The 18,721-nt window shown below is 53.6% G+C and carries 11 protein-coding genes and 1 pseudogene; 8 read left to right on the forward strand and 4 right to left on the reverse strand.

All coding sequences use genetic code 11. The features are described from left to right. Positions 1 to 540 precede the first annotated feature (540 nt). The 5 genes from RC85_RS20160 (at position 541) to RC85_RS20180 (ending at position 9,797) form a co-directional block, all read left to right on the forward strand. A complete protein-coding gene (locus RC85_RS20160; protein WP_068266145.1) occupies positions 541 to 1,788 on the forward strand; it encodes a DUF1559 domain-containing protein in 1,248 nt (415 codons plus the stop codon). A gap of 256 nt (positions 1,789 to 2,044) precedes the next feature. Next, on the forward strand, positions 2,045 to 4,678 hold the full coding sequence (locus tag RC85_RS20165) for a GumC family protein (RefSeq protein WP_068266146.1): 2,634 nt from the start codon (positions 2,045 to 2,047) through the stop codon (positions 4,676 to 4,678). A 237-nt stretch (positions 4,679 to 4,915) separates the two neighbouring features. Further along, positions 4,916 to 7,567, forward strand: a complete 2,652-nt coding sequence (locus RC85_RS20170) for an O-antigen ligase family protein (protein WP_068266147.1) — start codon at positions 4,916 to 4,918, stop codon at positions 7,565 to 7,567. Then, positions 7,564 to 8,691 carry a glycosyltransferase gene (locus tag RC85_RS20175; protein ID WP_068266149.1) on the forward strand — a complete coding sequence of 376 codons (1,128 nt, stop codon included), beginning with the start codon at positions 7,564 to 7,566 and terminating at the stop codon, positions 8,689 to 8,691. The genes RC85_RS20170 and RC85_RS20175 overlap by 4 nt, the downstream gene beginning before the upstream one ends. Positions 8,692 to 8,693: 2 nt before the next feature. Beyond that, the gene (locus tag RC85_RS20180; protein ID WP_068266150.1) at positions 8,694 to 9,797 is read left to right on the forward strand and encodes a glycosyltransferase family 4 protein; all 1,104 of its coding nucleotides are present in this window, start codon (positions 8,694 to 8,696) and stop codon (positions 9,795 to 9,797) included. Positions 9,798 to 9,891: 94 nt separating this feature from the next. Here the strand turns inward: RC85_RS20180 and aroA are convergent, their stop codons facing one another. Then, positions 9,892 to 11,277, reverse strand: coding sequence for a 3-phosphoshikimate 1-carboxyvinyltransferase (gene aroA / locus RC85_RS20185; RefSeq protein ID WP_068266151.1), 1,386 nt, complete (start codon positions 11,275 to 11,277; stop codon positions 9,892 to 9,894). Between the two features lie 138 nt (positions 11,278 to 11,415). Next, positions 11,416 to 11,760 (reverse strand): hypothetical protein, encoded by a 345-nt coding sequence (locus tag RC85_RS20190; protein WP_238383186.1) that lies wholly within the window; start codon positions 11,758 to 11,760, stop codon positions 11,416 to 11,418. A 247-nt stretch (positions 11,761 to 12,007) separates the two neighbouring features. Between RC85_RS20190 and RC85_RS20195 the strand changes: the two genes are divergently transcribed. After that, entirely contained in the window at positions 12,008 to 12,508 is a 501-nt protein-coding gene (locus tag RC85_RS20195) for a hypothetical protein (protein WP_068266153.1), read from the forward strand. A gap of 36 nt (positions 12,509 to 12,544) precedes the next feature. Here RC85_RS20195 and RC85_RS20200 read toward each other — a convergent pair whose 3' ends face one another. After that, on the reverse strand, positions 12,545 to 14,143 hold the full coding sequence (locus RC85_RS20200) for an ABC transporter permease (protein WP_068266155.1): 1,599 nt from the start codon (positions 14,141 to 14,143) through the stop codon (positions 12,545 to 12,547). A 143-nt stretch (positions 14,144 to 14,286) separates the two neighbouring features. On the opposite strand from RC85_RS20200, the pseudogene nusB reads away from it, so the two are divergent. Together nusB and RC85_RS20210 are read left to right on the forward strand one after the other, a co-directional pair. Continuing rightward, positions 14,287 to 14,679 (forward strand): annotated as a pseudogene (gene nusB, locus RC85_RS20205) (transcription antitermination factor NusB); the annotation flags it as partial. 150 nt (positions 14,680 to 14,829) lie between these two features. Beyond that, positions 14,830 to 17,322, forward strand: coding sequence for an efflux RND transporter permease subunit (locus tag RC85_RS20210; protein WP_149753025.1), 2,493 nt, complete (start codon positions 14,830 to 14,832; stop codon positions 17,320 to 17,322). Positions 17,323 to 17,352: 30 nt separating this feature from the next. On the opposite strand, the gene RC85_RS20215 is transcribed toward RC85_RS20210, so the two are convergent. After that, positions 17,353 to 18,306: a hypothetical protein gene (locus tag RC85_RS20215; RefSeq protein WP_149753027.1), complete on the reverse strand. Its 954-nt coding sequence runs from the start codon at positions 18,304 to 18,306 to the stop codon at positions 17,353 to 17,355. Positions 18,307 to 18,721: the final 415 nt, after the last annotated feature.

Raw genomic sequence — 18,721 nt, forward strand, 5'->3', positions numbered from 1 at the left:
GACAAGCCCGCAACGGAAATCGATCGAGTTGCCTCCTACGATTCGAATGGCCGCATTGGACTGAAAGCGGAACAAATTCTTAATTGCAAAATACTATGTCAATACCAAAGATTTAGCGGCCCAGGCGATGCCCACGCGGTTAAACAATTTGGAAACCCGTCACGGCGTTGGGGTCAGCCCGCGATCCGATCAAGCTCGACTGAACCCTGGCGGGATCAGCTACGTTTTTAATCGATCTGGGACAGGGAAATCCGTGCCGAAGGGCAACGAATGCTTGCGACCCCCTCTGTTGAATCGAATCGCGGGAAAACATGGACGATTCATTCATGAATACAGAAAATTATTGTTATTCGCAGTATTATGTTGGGCACTTAGGGGTTACTCACGCGTACTAAGTGTAGCCGAGGGCTGATTTTGTTTAATCCAAGTTAGTTTCGATACTAACTGGGCCGTTTTGGCGGCGGACCAAAACTTAAAAAAACAGATTCCCTTTCTAAACAGCTATTCTCCCACCGCTTTCCAAACACATCGGAACCATCCATGAAGAAACGTTTATCGTCAGGTTTTACACTCGTCGAACTTTTGGTCGTTATTGCGATTATTGGTGTCCTCGTTGGCTTGCTTTTGCCAGCCGTTCAAGCGGCACGCGAAGCCGCACGCCGCATGAGTTGCAGTAACAACTTTAAGCAACTCGGTTTGGGGATTCACAATTACCACTCCGCGTACAACCAGCTTCCAATCCACAAGGGTGGAACCGGTTCTACCAACGGAGTGACATGGGACCTGCCTTCGGCAATCGATAATCGGCAAGAGCTGAGCATGATTGTGGGTATCGTTCCATTCGTTGAAGGTCAGGCATTGTGGGAGCAAATCAGCAACCCATTTGTTGCGGGTGCGATCATCTATCCGCCCATGGGACCAACCCCGGACAGCGCCGGCGAGGCCGTTGGCACAGCTACTTTCTACACGCCGTGGTCAACCGAACTTCCGTTTCTTCGCTGCCCAAGCGACCCGGGTACTGGCTTGCCAGCCTTTGGTCGTACGAACTACGCAGCTTGCTTGGGTGACAGCACCGACGGTGTAACACACGGTCCCACGACCAATCTGCTGGTGCAAAATTCGGCCGTGGCACAACGAGCTCGGGCTGGTCAACGTGGTACTTTCGTTCCTCGTCAACGCGCCGCCTTCCGCGACATTTTGGACGGGTTGTCCAACACGATCATGATGGGCGAAATCGCGACCGACCTTGGTGACCGCAGCGTCACTACGACTCCTGCAACGGGTTTAGCGGCAGCCGATTTTCTGAACAATCCGAATCTTTGTGGTGCGCCCGGTGGCGCAGCGGCTACCGATCCCCTTCGGCCTCTTTTCTGGGCAGTCGCCGGTGTTGCAACCGGGCCAGCAGCACAAGGCCGCGGGTTTCGCTGGGCTGACGGCAACCCCGTCTACTCAGTCGTCCACACGATTCTGCCGCCCAACAGCCCGATCTGTTCGGCAAATGACCTTGGTATGCTCGACAATACGGGTGGACCGCTCCTAGCGACAAGCCCCGACAAGAACTACGGCATGATGTCGGTCAGCAGTCGTCACCAAGGTGGTGCTCACGTACTGATGGGTGACGGAGCCGTTAAGTTCATTACCGATTCGATTGAATCGGGTAATCGAAATAACCCGAATGTGGCTTTGGGGCAACCCATTCCTAGCGTTCCAGGCAGCCGCAGCCCTTACGGCCTTTGGGGCAGCCTCGGTACCAAGGCATCGCGTGAAGTCATCGAAGCAGAATTCTAAGAATCCTTCCACTTCAAGTTCGTCTAACGAAACCTCGGGTTCCAAAATTGGACCCGAGGTTTTTTCGTTCGAATGGACGTGGCTGGAATGGATTGTCAATCTGTAACGGTTATGCCGTTCGTCGTTGTTGTTTCGGTCATCTGAGTTGAAACCGTTGTTTGCCGCAGAACTAGCGGGATTGATTTCGACGCTCACGACCATTGTTCCGATTGTTTTGATGAGACTCGTTTTCAATCCTTGAACAAGTTCGTACGCGATGACAAAACCCAGCAAGACTATCAGCATGGTGACCGGCGAAATCGATCCGATCGGAATGATTCGCCGTCGTTGGCGATTGCTAACGTTCGGCGCTGTGATGGGCGTCTTGCTTAGCGGACTGTATTTCCAGACCGCTAAAAAGAGCTACCAATCCAGCGTCGAAGTTCTGGTCGGACAGCGTTCCAGCGAGATGACCAACCGCGGAACGATCAGCGATGGCTCGGCCGGCAGCGATAGCCTTGGTGAGGATCAACTTGCGACCCACATGCGATTGTTCGTCGCTCGCAAGGTCGTTGCCAAAGCCATCGAAATGGGCGAACTGAACCAATTCAAATCGTTTGCACAGATCGCTCGCAACGGCGGATCCGCCGTGGATCACATCATCCAAAATATCGAAGTCGAACGCGGTGGCGAAGGTTCAGCCCAAGATGCGATGGTGCTGCGAGTTTTCTATCGTGCCGAAGAACCCGAAGAAGCTGCGTTGGTTTTGTCCGCAGTTTACAACAGCTACAAGGCCTACATCGATTCGCAAGATCAAGACAGCAGCAAGTTGGCCGTTGAATTGATCGAGGCAGCACGCGAGACGCATGAACGCGAACTAATCGAAGCCGACGAAACCTATCGCGGTTACGTGGCATCGGTTCCTGTTCTTTTGGAAGGCGACAAGGTTCGCGACGTCCACAAAGAACGGCTTAGCGACATGGAAACCGAACTCAACGAAGTTCGTTCACTGTTGGCTGAATCGTCTTCGCGTTTGCAGGTCATTCAGGCTGCACAACTGAGCAATGATGATGCGGTCAACGCAGACATGGGCCAACTGGCTTTGCTTAGCCAAAACGAAGTCGAGCGTTTGCAGTTCTTTGTAAACATGGCTCGTGGTGGAGCAAGATCGGAAGCGTTCCAAGCGGAACAGCCGATGCGGCAAGAGGTTGCCAAGGCTCACTACAACCGACTGCTGGACCTAATCCAGAAAGAACGAGCACTCAGCGATACATTCGGATCCGGTCACCCGCTGGTCGAAGCGGCTCGGCAAGAAACCGCTCTGACTCGCCAATTTATCACCGCAAACACACCTGAAACAAACGGTGTCAAAAAGGATGATCTCGACCCAACCGAGATGGTCAACACTTATGTGATGCTGTTAAAGAACGACATTGCCGAATACGAAAAACGCAAATCATTGCTGTTAGCCGAATCGCAAAAGGAAATGCTATTGGCAAAACAGATCGAAGCTGACTTTATGAAAGCCACGTCGTTGCGGGCGAAAATGCAACGAGCCCAACAACGTTACGACGAGGTCGTCGAACGTTTGCAAGAACTAAAATTGTCGCGATCCTACGCTGGTTTTTCGACCGACCTGCTGGCCAGTGCCGAAGTTCCCATGAATCCGGTCTGGCCGCGATTGCCGATCGTTCTGGCCTTGGGCCTAATGGGCGGCCTGGCAATGGGTTCGTTACTAGTCCTTGCCGCGGAGACGTTCGATTCGACTTTCAGCAGCGTCGAAGAACTCGAACGAGCCACCGGTGCCGCCGTCATCGCTCACGTGCCACGAATGCCGGTACGCGAATTACGAAAAGCTGCGAAGGCAGGATCTGCATTGGATCCGTCCTTGATGGCTTATCATTCGCCAAGGTCACAGGAATCGGAAATCTTCCGCGTGGGTCGAACGTCGATGATGATCGCCAACCGCAAAGATTCCGTGCAGACCATGATGGTAACAAGTCCGCAACCCGGTGACGGAAAATCGACCACGATTGCAAACATGGCGATCTCATTCGCCCAAACCGGCAAACGCGTGCTTCTAATTGACGCGGACATGCGACGCCCCGTGGTCGCCAAGCTTTTTGGTTTGCAACATGATCCAGGCTTGTCGGATTTCCTGGGCGGCAGCATGCCCTTCGTCGATGTGATCTCCGCTTCCGAAGTCCCCAACCTGGACGTGATGCCAAACGGAAGCCCCACGGCTGAACCGGCTGAACTTTTGGAATCACATCAGTTGATGCGATTGTTCCAGCACGCGTGCGACAGCTACGATCTTGTCTTGGTGGACGCGCCGCCGGTGCTGGCTGTTGCTGATCCGGCAATCATCGCACCGTTTGTAGATTCAGTGTTGCTGACCGTTCGCGTGATCAAGAATGGTCGCGGAATCGTCGACGACGCGATCCGTATTCTTGACGACATTCAAATTCAACCAACGGCAGTGATCGTCAACGGAATCGACAAGAATGTCAGCCGCTCGTATCAGTATGGTGGTTACGGTCGAAACAAATATGGCTACGTCGGTCGCTATCACCAAGATTACGCGGCCAAAGATGTCGCGTCAGATCAGCCTCGCGTCGTCACAGTGAACGCAAAGACCATCGGTTCGGCTGCCACAGCGGTCCCCGTGCGTCCCACGTTTGCTCAGCAAGCAAGCCAGTCAGTCAACGGCACAGAAAGCGACGGCTTGCCTCGACAGCAAAGCAGCAACCATCAAAACAATATGGAGAAGCTGGAATCGATCATCGAATCTGGCAAGACGGCAAAGATCGATGGCCCAAGCAAAGGGCGGCCGACCTCGCCCAGAGGCGGACCAGCTCCCGTGGCTGCGCCCGTCAGTTCCATGCCAATGACGCCGTCCGAAACCGTTTAATTTTCAAACTTCTTGTAGCGGAACTCGCCAAGAGTTTCGGCAAAGGCTTTTTGTAGCGGAACTCGCCAAGAGTTTCGGCAGAGGGAACCAGTCTGTTGAAAAGCCGAAAGTCTTGGCGACTTCCGCTACTTTCGACTCGCTAAAACTTACTCGGATCTAGAAACGCACAGCTCCTACGGGACTTGTCGAACGCGTCTAAAATTCAAACCAGTTTCACCAACTTAGGATTCGTCAAGGATGACAAAGCAGCGCATTGCATCTTCGTTGGTCTACGTTGGTCAAGCGTTGATCATTCTTGGCGTGGTTTGCTCGGCTTGGCATCTGGGCGGCGTCACGACCACATCGCTTCACGCAATGTCAATCGGCAGCCTGGTCGTGCTGGTCATCGCGGCGGCAGTGATGTTGCTTCGTCAGAAACGCGATCCGATCTGCTTCGTTATCCCGGCGATCGCTTGCCTGTTTTGTGGCTACGCGATTCTGCACGGAATGCTGGGTTTCGGCAATCATTCCAACCAGATCGGTGCCGAAACTGTCAAAGCAATTGACGCTGCGATGGTCGGTCTTGGTGCAGCCCCCGAAACGATCATGTCAGATTTCGATTCATCATTGCTAGGCCATCGAACGCAAACAGCCCTCGTGCCGTTGGCATCGGGGATCGCGTTTTTAATTGGTGCGTCAGTATTTTTCGTTGACCGGCGTTCGCGGGTTGTCTTCGCGGTTGCCGTCCTGGCGAATGCAGTCGCGTTGGTGTGTTGGGGATTCATTCAACGAGCCGGCAGTAACGAATTTATTCTGCCAGGAATGTTGCACAAATTTGATACCGTCCCGTTCGCGAGTTTCATTTACAAAAACGCAGGCGCTGCGGCACTGATCCCCGCGATCGCGATTGCCGCCGTTGCGTTGTTGAAGGGGCGAACGTTTCAGTGGAGTACGTCTTCGGGGGTCTCCCAAGTTGAACGATCAAGCTATGGATCCGCATCGAAGTTCTTTGAGGTTGGCAACCTGATTCTGATCTCGGCAGCGTTGTTTCTGTCAGCCGGATTAGTGATCTCACTTTGCCGCGGTGCCTGGCTATCCGTTGTCGTTGCACTCGTGATCGCGTTTGTTGTCGATCGACGGCTAAAGCTGACCAAAGCAAACTTGTCCACGGCGGCGTTGGGCGGGCTGGTTGTGATCACGCTGTTGTCGATCCTTGGTGGAAACGAAATCGCTCGAGCACGTGCCGGTGACGTCTCATTGGACCGCATCGCGTCAGACCAACGATGGTCGCACTGGCCCGATGGATGGGACACGGCGATCGCCAATTTCCCAGTGGGAAGTGGCTTAGGAACGTACCGCTACGCAACGCTTCCGCACCAAAGAACGGTCCACAAGAGTTGGTTCCAGAACGCTCATAATCAATACCTAGAAACCTTCACCGAATCCGGTGTCATCGGGCTAGTCTTGCTGTTGGTTGCGATCGCTTGGTTGGCCCGTCACTGTTTTGGATTGATTCGCGAAGGAGCGGATTCGTCGAGTCGCCGATGGGGACTCATCGGATTGATCGTGTTGGCGAGCGGCTGCATTCAAAGTGCAATCGATTTTGTCTTGATCATTCCCGCCAATTTGTACCTGTACGCCGCCATCTTTGGCGTTGCGATTGCTTGTTCAAAACGACCGATCGATTCGTCTGAACCGCGATCGCCTTGGTGGGGCTGGAATCCAGATTGGAAACTACCCGCCGCAACGGTCTTGGCCAGCACCGTCATCGTCATTGCGTCGATCAGTTTTAGTTCTGATCAGCGGCATGCAGAGCGAGTCTTAACGAAGACCAGCGTTGGCAATCTTTCAAGCCAGCCAACTGATGAGCGAATCGATCAAGCGATGGGGCATCTGACACAAGCGATCGAAAGACTTCCGAATTCACCCGACCTTCATGCCCGGCGTGCTGCCTGGGAAATCATTCGCATGCGAACGGCGATCCTGCAACTTGCTAAGCAGTCGGGTGAACCAATCAGTTGGAAAGCAAGTCAAATTCAGCGGTTGTTCACCGCTCTACAAACAGCACCGATTCAACCACGGGCCGCGTTAATCGACGACCTCAGATCTTCTGCCGAAATTCGTCAGCACTTGATCGCCGCGTTAAGGGGTTTGAAAGACGCGGCAACGTTGGAGCCATGCATTCCGGAGAATCATGTCAAAGTTGCTTTGCTTTCACCGCTTGCGAAGATGCCGGTTGACAACATTCTGCCAACGATCGCAAAGCTTTCCAACAATAGCCACCATCTGCTTTATCACTGCGGATTGATTGCGTACATGACCGGGCAATCAGAGATCGCAATCGAATCATGGCACCGTTGCCTTGACGTTCGCTTGGATCACATCGAACCGATCTACCGAATGTCGTCGCAGCGATTTTCGCCCAGCATCGTCGCCGGCAGTATCATTCCGAGTCGTCGGATGGACCTCGCGGTTCGATTGATCACCAGTGTTCCCGCGACCGATTCAGTGCGTCGCGATGAAATTGCGTCCGCGATCGTTGCTGCGATTGCCAAGCGTGAAGACATCGATGCGGCAATTCGCTGGTCATGGACGGCAAAGATTTTTGAAAGCGTCCAGCAGCACCAGCAGGCGTCGGATGCTTGGCAGAAAGCGGTCGCGACAGGCGGTCGAAACCTTGAATATCGCTATTCCCTCGCAGTGTCACTGAACCGAATCGGGCAAACCGAAAAAGCGATCGATCAAGCATTGCTGGGTTCGGCCATCGCATCAGGGGATGATCGATTCGACCGACTGATCAAACATTTCCGTCGTGAATTGACCAGGAAGTCCGAACAACGCCGTCCTGTGTCCCGTTCAGCCGCACGTCTTCTCGGCGGCAATCAAATCAACAGCAAGGTTTCGCTATGAAAGTTGCACTGGCGCATCATTGGGTCATGAGCTATCGCGGCGGTGAAAAGGTTGCCGAACAGATGGCTGCTATTTTTCCAGACGCAGAACTCCACACGCTAACACGCGATCCCAACATCGTTGTGCCAGGTTTGAAAGACACACCAATCCACACCAGCGTGCTAAATCGATTGCCCGGAATCGCGAAGACTTACAAGCATTTGCTGCCGCTGCATCCGTGGGCGATCAGTCAAATGGAAGTTCCCGAAGACACCGACGTCTTGCTAAGCAGTGATGCGTCGTTGATCAAAGGAATCACGTGTGGACCCAACACGCAACAAGTTTGTTACTGCCATTCCCCGCCACGCTACCTTTGGGAACTCGGCGATGAATACAAACGAACATCGTTGGCCGCTCGGTTGTTGCTGGACCGCATGGGACCGCGTTTGCGAAACTTTGATCATCAGGCCGCACAGCAAGTAGCTTTTTTCATCGCGAATTCAAACTTTGTCGCTGATCGGATCAGACGTTATTACGGCCGCGATTCGCATGTGATTTACCCACCGGTTGCGACGCACGATTTCAAGTGGGATCGAACGCGCGACGATTTCCATTTCGTTTTATCAGAACTCGCTCCCTACAAACGGATCGACATTGCGGTGCGAGCGTACAACGAGCTTGAAACGCGATTGGTCGTTGTTGGTGATGGCAGCGAACGAAAACACTTGGAGAGCATTGCTGGGCCGAACATCGAATTTAGGGGCAGGCAATCGTTTTCAGTTTTGCGGGAGTTGATGGAAACGTGCGCTGCTTTTGTGTTTCCAGGCGTCGAGGATTTTGGGATTACGCCCGTGGAGGCTCAGGCCGCCGGCGCACCGGTGATTGCATTTCGGGCGGGTGGAGCGTTGGAAACGGTCATCGAACACAAAACGGGGCTATTCTTTAACGAGCAGACACCGGAGTCGTTGCTGGAAGTGATCGCAGGTTTTCGTTCCGCAGATTTCTCGCCGCTGAATTCTCGTGCGAATGCCGAGCGTTTTTCTGTCGGTCATTTTCGCGAAAATCTACGCGGTTATCTCGAAAGAATAGTTGGCATCAAGACGCCGGGCACGAATGAGCGAGAGACGTTTAGGATAGGAGCCTAACGATGCCCAGAGTTTTTTATGATCAACGTTGGTGCGTCCAAAACGGAATCGGACGTTTCGCAACCGAGTTGAAATCACGATTGGAAAACGAGCATGCTCTCGACCTTCGTGACGTCGAACTAAGTCATCCTCCGACGCATCCACTCGATTCAATTCGGCTTTCGCGATACTTGTTCTGTAACAAAGCGTCATTGTTTATCAGTCCAGGTTTCAACGTTCCAATCTGGTCGCGTTGCCCAGTGGTGGCGACGGTTCATGATTTGATTCACGTTCAATTCGCCGGCGAACAGACGCTGGCGAAGTCTCTGTACTATCGTTTTTTGCAACGTCCAGTCATTCGCCGATCGCCGGTGACCTTGACGGTTTCAGATTTTAGCCGCCAACAGATTGTTGACTGGTACGGCCTTGCTGAATCGAAGGTCGTTTCGGTGCGAAATGGAATATCCGACGCGTTCAAGCCGGACGGTCCAGCACACATCACTGAATCGCCCTACTTTGTTTACGTCGGAAATACCAAGTCGCATAAGAACCTTCCAGCTCTGTTGGACGCGATCCAGTCTGTTGCAAAGACGACAAACGCGAACCTATTGATGGTGGTTAAGTCGGATCAGTGGTTGCAAACGCAACTGCAAGAACGTGGACTAACCGAGCGAGTGGAAGTCGTTAGCGGCGTCGATGATGAGAAGCTTGCGAGTTTCTATCGTGGAGCCGTGGCGACGATTCTGCCCAGCTACTTTGAAGGTTTCGGTTTGCCATTGGTCGAAGCGATGGCATGCGGCTGTCCCGTCGTCGGCGCAAACGTGACTTCAATCCCGGAAGTGATCGGAGACGCTGGGTTGCTGTTTTCACCTGATGACTCTGCTGAATTGGCTGAGATCATTTTGGGACTTCTTAAAGACGATCAGCATTGTCAAGCATTGTCGTGCCGAGGGCTGCGTCGAGCCCAGGATTTCAGTTGGGATCAGGTTGCCAGTTTGGCTTATGCAGCAATTTCACCGTTGCTTGACGAAGCAAGTCGTTCCCCAGCGACGCGTCGAAACCGTTGGCCGCGGAAGGTTCAAGCGAAACCAAGTCCCGCAATTCCATCGCGACGTGTTTCCGCCTAAGAAGTGTCGCCTTTCGCTCCGCGAAAGTAGCGAATCCGCTGCTTTCGCGGAGCGAAAGGCGACTATGAAAGTCGCACGTTTCTAACGAACGACTCTATGCCCAGCGATGCGGGCGTTGGATCAGGCTTTCCAGGTCAGCAAAATAATCAGGATACGTTTTTGCTGTGCAGGCGGGATCCAGGATTTTGACTCCGGGTATCTTTAGGCCTGCCAAGGAAAGGCTCATTGCCATGCGGTGATCGTGGTAGGTTTCCAGGGTTGCTGGTTGATAGTTTCCGGGCGTGATTGTCATGCCGTCGTCGTGTTCGTCAACTTTTGCACCAAGCTTTCGCAGTTCGGTCGCCAAGTCACCGATGCGATCGGTTTCCTTGAAACGATTGTGTGCGACACCGCGAACGGTGGTTGGGCCGGACGCGAACAGTGCGACGACTGATAGAGTTTGCACGGTGTCGCTGATCGCGTTCATATCCACATCCACTCCGCCGAGCGTCTTGCCGATCACCGTGATCGAATCATCGCCGTGCTGAACTTCACAGCCCATTTGCTGCAGCACGTTCACAAATGCTACATCGCCCTGCATTGCCGATTGGCTGAGGCCTTCGACCGTCACCGTGCCGCCCGTGATCGCGGCCGCTGCCCAGAAATAGCTGGCGGCTGACGCATCAGGTTCAATTGCGTAGTCGATTCCGTGATAAGGATCATCGGAAATCTGCACGACGACTTGATCGCTGTCGCCAATAACTCTGTCGTCGATAACTCTGTCGTCGATAATTTCAACCTTGCTACCGAACGATCTCATCACCTTGGCGGTCATATCGACGTAAGGTCGTGAAACCAATTCGCCGACGACCGAAATCTGTACTTGTTTGGACTGATGTTTGGATGCTGCGATGGGTGCCGCCATCATCAGGCCGCTCAGGTATTGGCTGCTGACGTTACCGCCGACCTTCAACGCATTGCCGCTCCAGCCGCTGGTGTCAATCAAAACCGGCGGACATCCACCGTCGGATTGTGGTGAGATGTCGCCGTCGATGACCGCTGAAATTGCATCGGTTAGATCGCCAATCGGCCGCTCGTGCATCCGCGGGACGCCGGACAGTCGGTAGTGACCGCCCGCTGCTGATAACGCAGCCGTCAGGAATCGAATCGTCGTGCCGCTGTTTGCGATGAACATCTCGATGAGATCGCCAGCGTGCTTTGCCGCGATTCGTTTCGTCGGGTCAACGTAAAGCGTCCGACCGCCGTCGGTGATTTCGACCTTCACATCAATCTGGGCGAGCGAATCGATCATGACTTCGGTGTCTTCGCTTCGAAGGGCACCGCGGAGTGTCGAAGGTGCGTCAGCAAAAGCTGCACACACCAACGCTCGATTGGTCAGACTCTTGCTGCCCGGTGGCCGAATCGATCCAGAAACAGGCCCGCCGGGAACCACTTCGACGGTGGGCGGGGCGGGCGGAAGACTAACGTTTGGATCAGGCATTAATTCGCGAATCAAACTTGTTATGAACGAGCGGTTATCGATAGTCGCCTTTCGCTCCGCGAAAGTGTGCTCTAACGAACTTTCGCGGAGCGAAAGGCGACACTTTTTTCCCACTCGAACTCTAGGCGGTGTGGCCGCCTACGTCATTTGACGGCTTGTCATGGTCGTTTCAGCGTAATGGTATGACTGATCGGCGTCACGACGGGGTGACGCGTCGGCGATAAACGTGTCGTGGCTTGGGATCGCAAGCGCGCCGACGATCATCGTCCCAAGCGTGGTGGTGTGGATCAACCATGCTTCGTCGCACAGCACGACGGTTCGTATCGTAATCAACGTCATCACGACTAGGAATGCAAAGAAGTTTTTCTCTGCTTTGCGAGCCGTTTCGCCTCGAGTCAATTTGGCGAACATCAATGCAATGCCGCAGGAAATTGGAATAAAAACGATGTCCATCATGGACATGATTTGGGCGGGACTGAGCATCAGTGAATAGGCCAATGGCGAAAAAAGAAAAGCAGCGAATCGTTCGCTGAGCGTGGCAATCCTGTTGTGCCAATTTCCAGGGGTTCGATGGAAGATTGACTTGAGAGAAAACAGAGGGAATCGGCCATAATTTTCGTCATATCCGTCACAACCAGACTAAAGAATCCATTTTACCCAGTCGATAAACACAGATACCGGCGTCTTTCGAGTGCCTGAATTTCCTTTTTCGCAGAACAGCTAGCCAGCAATGAACTCCATCGCTCCCTATTTTCAGCGAATCCGGTCCGTCGTTATTGGGCTGGTTTTGATCGCCATGACTTTACCGTTTGGCGGATGCAGAATCTGTGCTGATTGTGAAGACTTGGACTATCCGGCCTACGGCGGAGCCTGGCAAAGGACGCTGCGCCAAAGTGGCCGCGTGGGAAGCGTGTTCGATCCCGGGGGAGCAAAGGCGGCAACGCTGGTTGACAAAACAACGCCCGATGAACCCGACGAAATCGAACGCAGCCGGCAGGAAGCAAGGGACAACGACGACGACTTAGATCCCGATGAACGTGACGCCGATGATGAAGACGATAGCGACGAAAAATCGGAATCAATGAAGGATCGTGAAGAGAAACTTCGTCAGCAGGAACTAGACGACATTGAAAGCGAAGAAGAAGAGTCAGAGCTGCGTAAAAAGGGACTCGATGACATCGAAGTCCGAATCGTTCCGGGACGCGGACCGGTGATGATCAAAACGAACTGACTCGAACGAACCAATCCCTGCTCACGAATCTGCTGCTCACGATTCTGCTGCTAAGCGTTTTTGTTCTTCGAGGACTCGTTTGGGTGTCGCAATCCTGCGTGCAAAGACCAACTTGGGATCTAGCAGCAAGCTGACCATCAACGCGATCGCTACCACAATGCCGACGATCACAACGTAGATGAATTGGCTTGGTCGGTCAGTGGCTTGGCCGATTGTCCAAACCCAATTCGTGATCTGCCAAGCGGAATACTCGTAATTGCGGTAGTCGTTCATGTGCAGGCCGACCGAGTACGGTACCAGCGACGATAAAACAGCGACCGCAATTAGCGCTGCGATTCCCAGTTCGACTCGCGGATGGTTGTTGATCCGAATGATGCTGATCAACCAACGAACGGCGATCAGCATTCCGATCAGGTAGACCGAATAGCTGATGCATAACCGCTGGAAAAACTGAAACGCGCTCGCCGGAACAAAATTCTGTGCTGATGTGTTGTAATAGCTGGCCCCAACAACAATCGCGCTGGTGATGATCGAAACACAGATTGCTGAAAACACCAATCCAGTTGTCGGCCCAGGCGTCAACCAAGTCAACGTCATGCGGGCCAAAAAGCTGCTGGGCAATTGACGACGAACTCGCGGCGTGACGATCGCCGATTCCGCGCACATCATGCTGCTGGTCAGCGTCCACAAACCGGCCAGGCCCAAGCAAAAACAGAACGCGATCACCGGTCCCATCTCGTCCAACATTTCCATCGCCAACACAGCCAGCCCCATCACGATCGCGGTCAACAAAAGCAGCGACACGCGAAGATGCGTCGAGCGATTTTCACTCTCTGGTGTCAACTGAGCCGCCGTGGCGACCAGCATCAAATGCCCCAGCGACACGGCGATGGATACCGACGCGATCACGGCAAAGAAAAGCTGGTCGGTGGTCAGCGGGTTTCCGTACAGGATCATGCCAATCACCATCACCGCTAAACCCCACTCGGCAGCAATCAAAACGCAAAGCAAAGCCAGCAGCGTCATAATCCGTCCACTGCGTCCTCGCGAAAGCGGTGCGAAGAACAACGCGGCAATCGTCAACAGCAGACCCGCGACCAACAATACTGAAACGATGATCCCGACGGTTGGCAAATCAACGCCGCGAAGTGTGTAGGCGTAAGCGACGCAGGGAAACAATGCGACAAAGTAGAGCAGCATTTGTAGCGAGGCACTGGCGAGTTTCCCCAGGACGATTTGCCAGGGACTCAGCACCGTGATCGACAACAATTCCAAAGTGCCGTCATCGATTTCGCCTTCCAGCGATCGGTAGGCCGCCATCGGAACGACGATCAACATTGGGATCGCCAGCACGATGTAGTACCCGATCAGCATCCGCGACGCGGACGGCGAATCGTAGATCGCGGGCATCATCGATAGGCTGCCGATGATCGTCCAGGCAAGAGCCGCGACCAGCAGCACCGAAAAGGTGACCACAAATTGTCGGCTCTTCAACGCCTGGCGAGTTTCTTTGACCAGGATCGGCGTCAACCGATCGCCCTGCGTTTCGCACCAGCGATCGATTCTGTCGATCCAAGTCCGGCCTTCTGACTGGCTGGGCGTTTGAGATTGGTTTTCGGCGGAAACGGATGCCATGGCGAGTGCGGTTCTTTTGAAAAAACAAGATTGCAGTGACGCCAGTATAAGCGAGGATCTTTGCCGACGAGTGCCCCCTTCGGTCGGCGAGTGGTTTCGGCATACAATCCACGGCGTTCTGTTACCTTTTCCTACGAGTCTCCATGTCAACACGCCGTCGCGCCCGAGAGATTGTTTTGCAACTGCTTTACGAAGCGGACGTGAACGAAGTCCGTGATGCCGAGGATTCGCGTAAATTCATCCGTTCGCGGATGCAGGGTCGCAAAGCGTTGACGCAGTTCGCGTGCAAGTTATTGGCGGGCACGATCGAGCGTCGTGACGAGATTGACGTACAGTTAGCGAAATTGGCGACCCATTGGACGTTGCCTCGAATGCCGGTCGTTGATCGCAATGTGCTGCGGTTGGGGGCCTATGAAATTCTGTTCGCTGAAACGCCAGCACGCGTCGCAGTGAATGAATCGGTGGTTCTGGCGAAGCGTTACGGAGACAAAAATAGTCCGCGGTTCGTCAACGGTGTTCTGGATCGATTGATGAAGGAAACCGAGACGTTAGGCCAAGGCGATTCAGTGCAGGGTGAAAACAAACCAGCAGCGAGGCCAAAACCGAAGGCGATCTATTCGATGCGCGGTCGAGCGGGACGTCGCGAATCATAATCAGTCTGGTTGGACGGTAAAGGAAGTTCGTCGTTGTCTGAATCGAAAGCTTCTGAATCGAAACCGCCTGATTCTAAATCAACAGCGGACTTCTATCTGCGACGTCTAAAATTGGGTGTCGTTCTGTTGGTCTTGTTGGCCTTGCCAGCGATCTTTCATTCCAAGGCGGCGATCGAAACGCTTTACAACCGACCGTCCGACTGGGTTCCGGATAGCCTGCCCGAAAAAATTCAGTTCAACGATTTTACTGAACACTTTTCGGTCGCCGATCTGATCATGGTCGCTTGGCAGGAATCCGATTTAGATTCCCCATCGCTTCAGCAGGCAAGCCAGATCCTGGCACCGCTTTGTCAACCGAGACGGCATCAAGACGAACCGGTCACGCTTGATTCACTGCAGTTTGATTTGTTGCCAGATTGGTCCGCCGATTGGGTTCGACAGATCCGGCAACTTTGCGGTAACGATCATCCGTTGCACTTCGCTCGCGGTGGCGATGAAACGTTGTTGCGAATGACATCGACGCCCGCCAGTATCCCGCGGTCGATTGCGATCCGGCGGCTGCAAGGCATTTTGATCGGAGCCGATGGTGAGCAAACGTGCTTGGTGATTTCATTGACCGATTCAGGTTTAAAGCAACGCCGTGAATTGATCCCGGCGATTCGCCAAATGGTCGGGCGTTTGGTCGATCGGCCTTGGAATCAAATTGCCGTCGTTGGTGGGCCGTACGACGGTGCGGTGGTGGATTCAGAATCGGTTCGCACCATTAGAACGTTTTCACCGCCGTCAGCGATCATTGCCGCAATCTTGTGCTTGATCTGTTTGCGATCGGTTCCGTTGACCGCATCGATCGTGACCATTGCCGTGATCGGCCAGGGCCTAGTTCTGGCTGCGGTCTACTACACCGGATCGCCCATGAATGCGGTCTTGATCGTGTTGCCGCCGCTAGTGTTTGTGCTGACGATCTCGGCCGGCATTCACCTCAGCAACTATTATCTCGACATCACCTCCGCATTTCCGTCGATCAGCCGAGGTGAAGCCGCAGCCGGGGCGATGAAGGCCGGTGTTGCACCGTGCTGTTTGGCAACCGGAACCACCGTGATCGGTTTGTTGTCGCTGACCTTGGTGCGAATTGAACCGGTGAAAATCTTTGGTGCCGTTGCGTCGGCTGGCGTCGTGATCACGTTGGCGTTGTTGATCTTAATCCTGCCTGGCGCGATGGTGTTAACCAAACCGCGCCGCGGACGTGCATTAAACGACAGTGCAAACGAAAACTCAAACGAACATGCAAACGGCGGCACCAACGATAACGAATCAGAACGCGGTTTCTGGCAAAACTGGATTCGCCGCAGGCTTTCGCGTCCTTGGCCAGTGATTGGATTGTTTTTGGCGATGGCAGCGACACTTTCGTTCGGGTTGTCACGCTTGGAAAGTTCAGTCAACGTTCCGCGAATGTTCTTGCCCGAAAGTGACATACGCACTCAATACGCTTGGTTTGAACAGCACATTGGACCAACTGTTTCGGGCGAATTGTTGCTGACCTTTGCACCGCTTGGTGAAGACGATGACCCGCTGGATCGTTTGGCAGTGGTTGCAAAGGCTCAGCGGACGGCAACGAAATTGCCCGAGGTCGGTGGCGCACTTTCCGCAATCACGTTTGTACCGCCCATTCCACGCGGCCGCGCGATCCGTTCAACGATCGCACGGAACGTCGTCAAGAAACTGATCCGCGACCCTGATTCTTCGCTACGCAGTTTGGGTTTCATCGCGGATACCGATGACCGTCAAATGTGGCGAATCAGTATTCGAATGCGACGAAACGAAAACATCGACATGGGCGATCAGATCGCAACGGTCAAAGAAACCGTCGAGTCGGCGCTGGTGGATTCGCCGATTCCGGTTGAAGTGACGCTGACCGGCAGTATTTCGATTGTCCAGAAGGCGCAAGAGGTGCTGCTGAGAGATTTGTTTCGCTCTTTTGTCGCCGCCTTTGCTCTGATCTCGGTCGTGATGATGTTGATGCTGCGCAGTGTCATCGGTGGACTGATTGCGATGTTGCCGAATTTGTTTCCAACGGTGGCACTGTTCGGGCTGATGGGGTTGATTCGATTACCGCTGGACATCGGTTCGGTGATGTCGGCCAGTGTTGCGCTTGGCATTGCGGTTGACGACACGGTTCACTTGCTGAGCCGTTTTGGTTCGCGGCGAGCACGCGGGTTTGGTCAGATTCGCGCCGCCTACGGAGCCTTGTCGCAATGCGGTTTGGCGATGTTCCAAACCACGGTGGTCTGTGGTCTTGCGTTGATGGCGTACTGGTTCAGCGACTTCGTTCCGACCAGTCGTTTTTCATTATTCATGTTCGGACTGCTCGCCACCGCACTGTTGGGCGTGACGTTTTTGCTGCCCGCATTGATGTGCAGCGTGCTGGGAAAATGGCTTGCGCATTCGATCGGTTCCGATCCGTCGGCCAGTGTTTACGCAGATGAACCCATTGCGCAGACGCCATCGGATGTGCGGCGTTTGCCTTAGCGGCGTTTGCCTTCGCTACGTTTGCCGTAGCTACGCGGCGGCACGTCCGTTGTGCATCAAACGAATTTCTTCGTCTTCGATCACGTGGCAATGCGTGTCGCCGGATAGAGTTGCTTTGACTCGTCGATCGACACTTTTCCGCATCGCTTTGTGGTAGCCGACCGTGGCGGTGAAAAGGGTCATCAGGTCAACGAACCGTCGGTTCTCGCTCAGTTCGCCTGCGTCGATGTCTAGGTAGCTATCGGCACCGAACGAGAACAACCGTCCATCGATTTCGCCAATCGATTGCCCACCGACCTCGATCTCGAAATCGGCACCCATGGAAATCCACTTTCGTTTCAACAGCACATGATGCATATGGCCTTCGTCATGAAAGGCAAACGTAAACAGTGAAGGAATGCGAAATGTGCGATGGTTTTGCTGAATCGTTGTCACACACTCGGTTCTTGGCAGCATCACCACCATGGTCAGCAGGTTTTTGCCGGTGCCGATCGAGTTGTGAATTTCGGTGGTGGTTATCTGTTCAATCGTGCCGCACCACTGGACACGTTCGGTGGTTGTTTTGAAAAGCTTGATCACGAGACGGCGTTTTTCGATCTCGCCGTATTCCATGTTCATTACACAGTCCTGAGCAACCAGTTCTTCAAGCTCTGCTTTTTGCTTGTTGCTCAATCGACCATTTTTCTTGATCGTCTTTTTCAGCTCCGATCGACGCTGGCCTTGCAGAACCTCAACCGCATCTTCCATCTCCGCTTTGTCTGCCGTCCAAACATCTGTACGCAGTCCCAGCAAGTGAGTTTTTTCCCAGTCGCCAGTTTCAGCGTCTTGCGTCGAAACGGTGCCGACAGTGTTCATTTCCCTGGTGAAATGATTCGTATCAGCACTCTTCATCAATTGCAGCAATTCGACGTTGGATGGATGCATCCCCGGCAATGCCCACATATCGACGTATCGACGGCATTCCCTGGGGTCGCGTTTGGCCATGACTAGAAGTTTCCGCGGATTTACAGACAGTGAAGGTGTGATTGACTACCGAAGGTATCGGCACCGGACAAGCTGCCTAATCAGTAAAATCGGAAACGCAGCGGCAAAATTGATCTGATGTAGGCCGGAACAGCGCTGAGAAGCGTCTAGAAACCGTAGCTGATCCCGCCAGGGTTCAGTCCACGATCGGTTCAGTCCAACGCCGTCAAGGGTTTCCAAATTGTTTAACCGCGTGGGCATCGCCCCGCGCGTCCACGCGGAACGAAACGCGCGGGGCGATGCCTGGGGTGATGAAAATGCGGTGGGTGATGTTATTCGCGAACCAGTCGAACATTGCAAATTGCAAAATGAACATTGCAAATTGAAAATTCTTGGGAAGCGGTATTTGCTGGTCAATTTACATTTTTCAGTGTTC

The organism is Rubripirellula obstinata (assembly GCF_001642955.1).
In the GTDB taxonomy this organism is placed as follows: domain Bacteria; phylum Planctomycetota; class Planctomycetia; order Pirellulales; family Pirellulaceae; genus Rubripirellula; species Rubripirellula obstinata.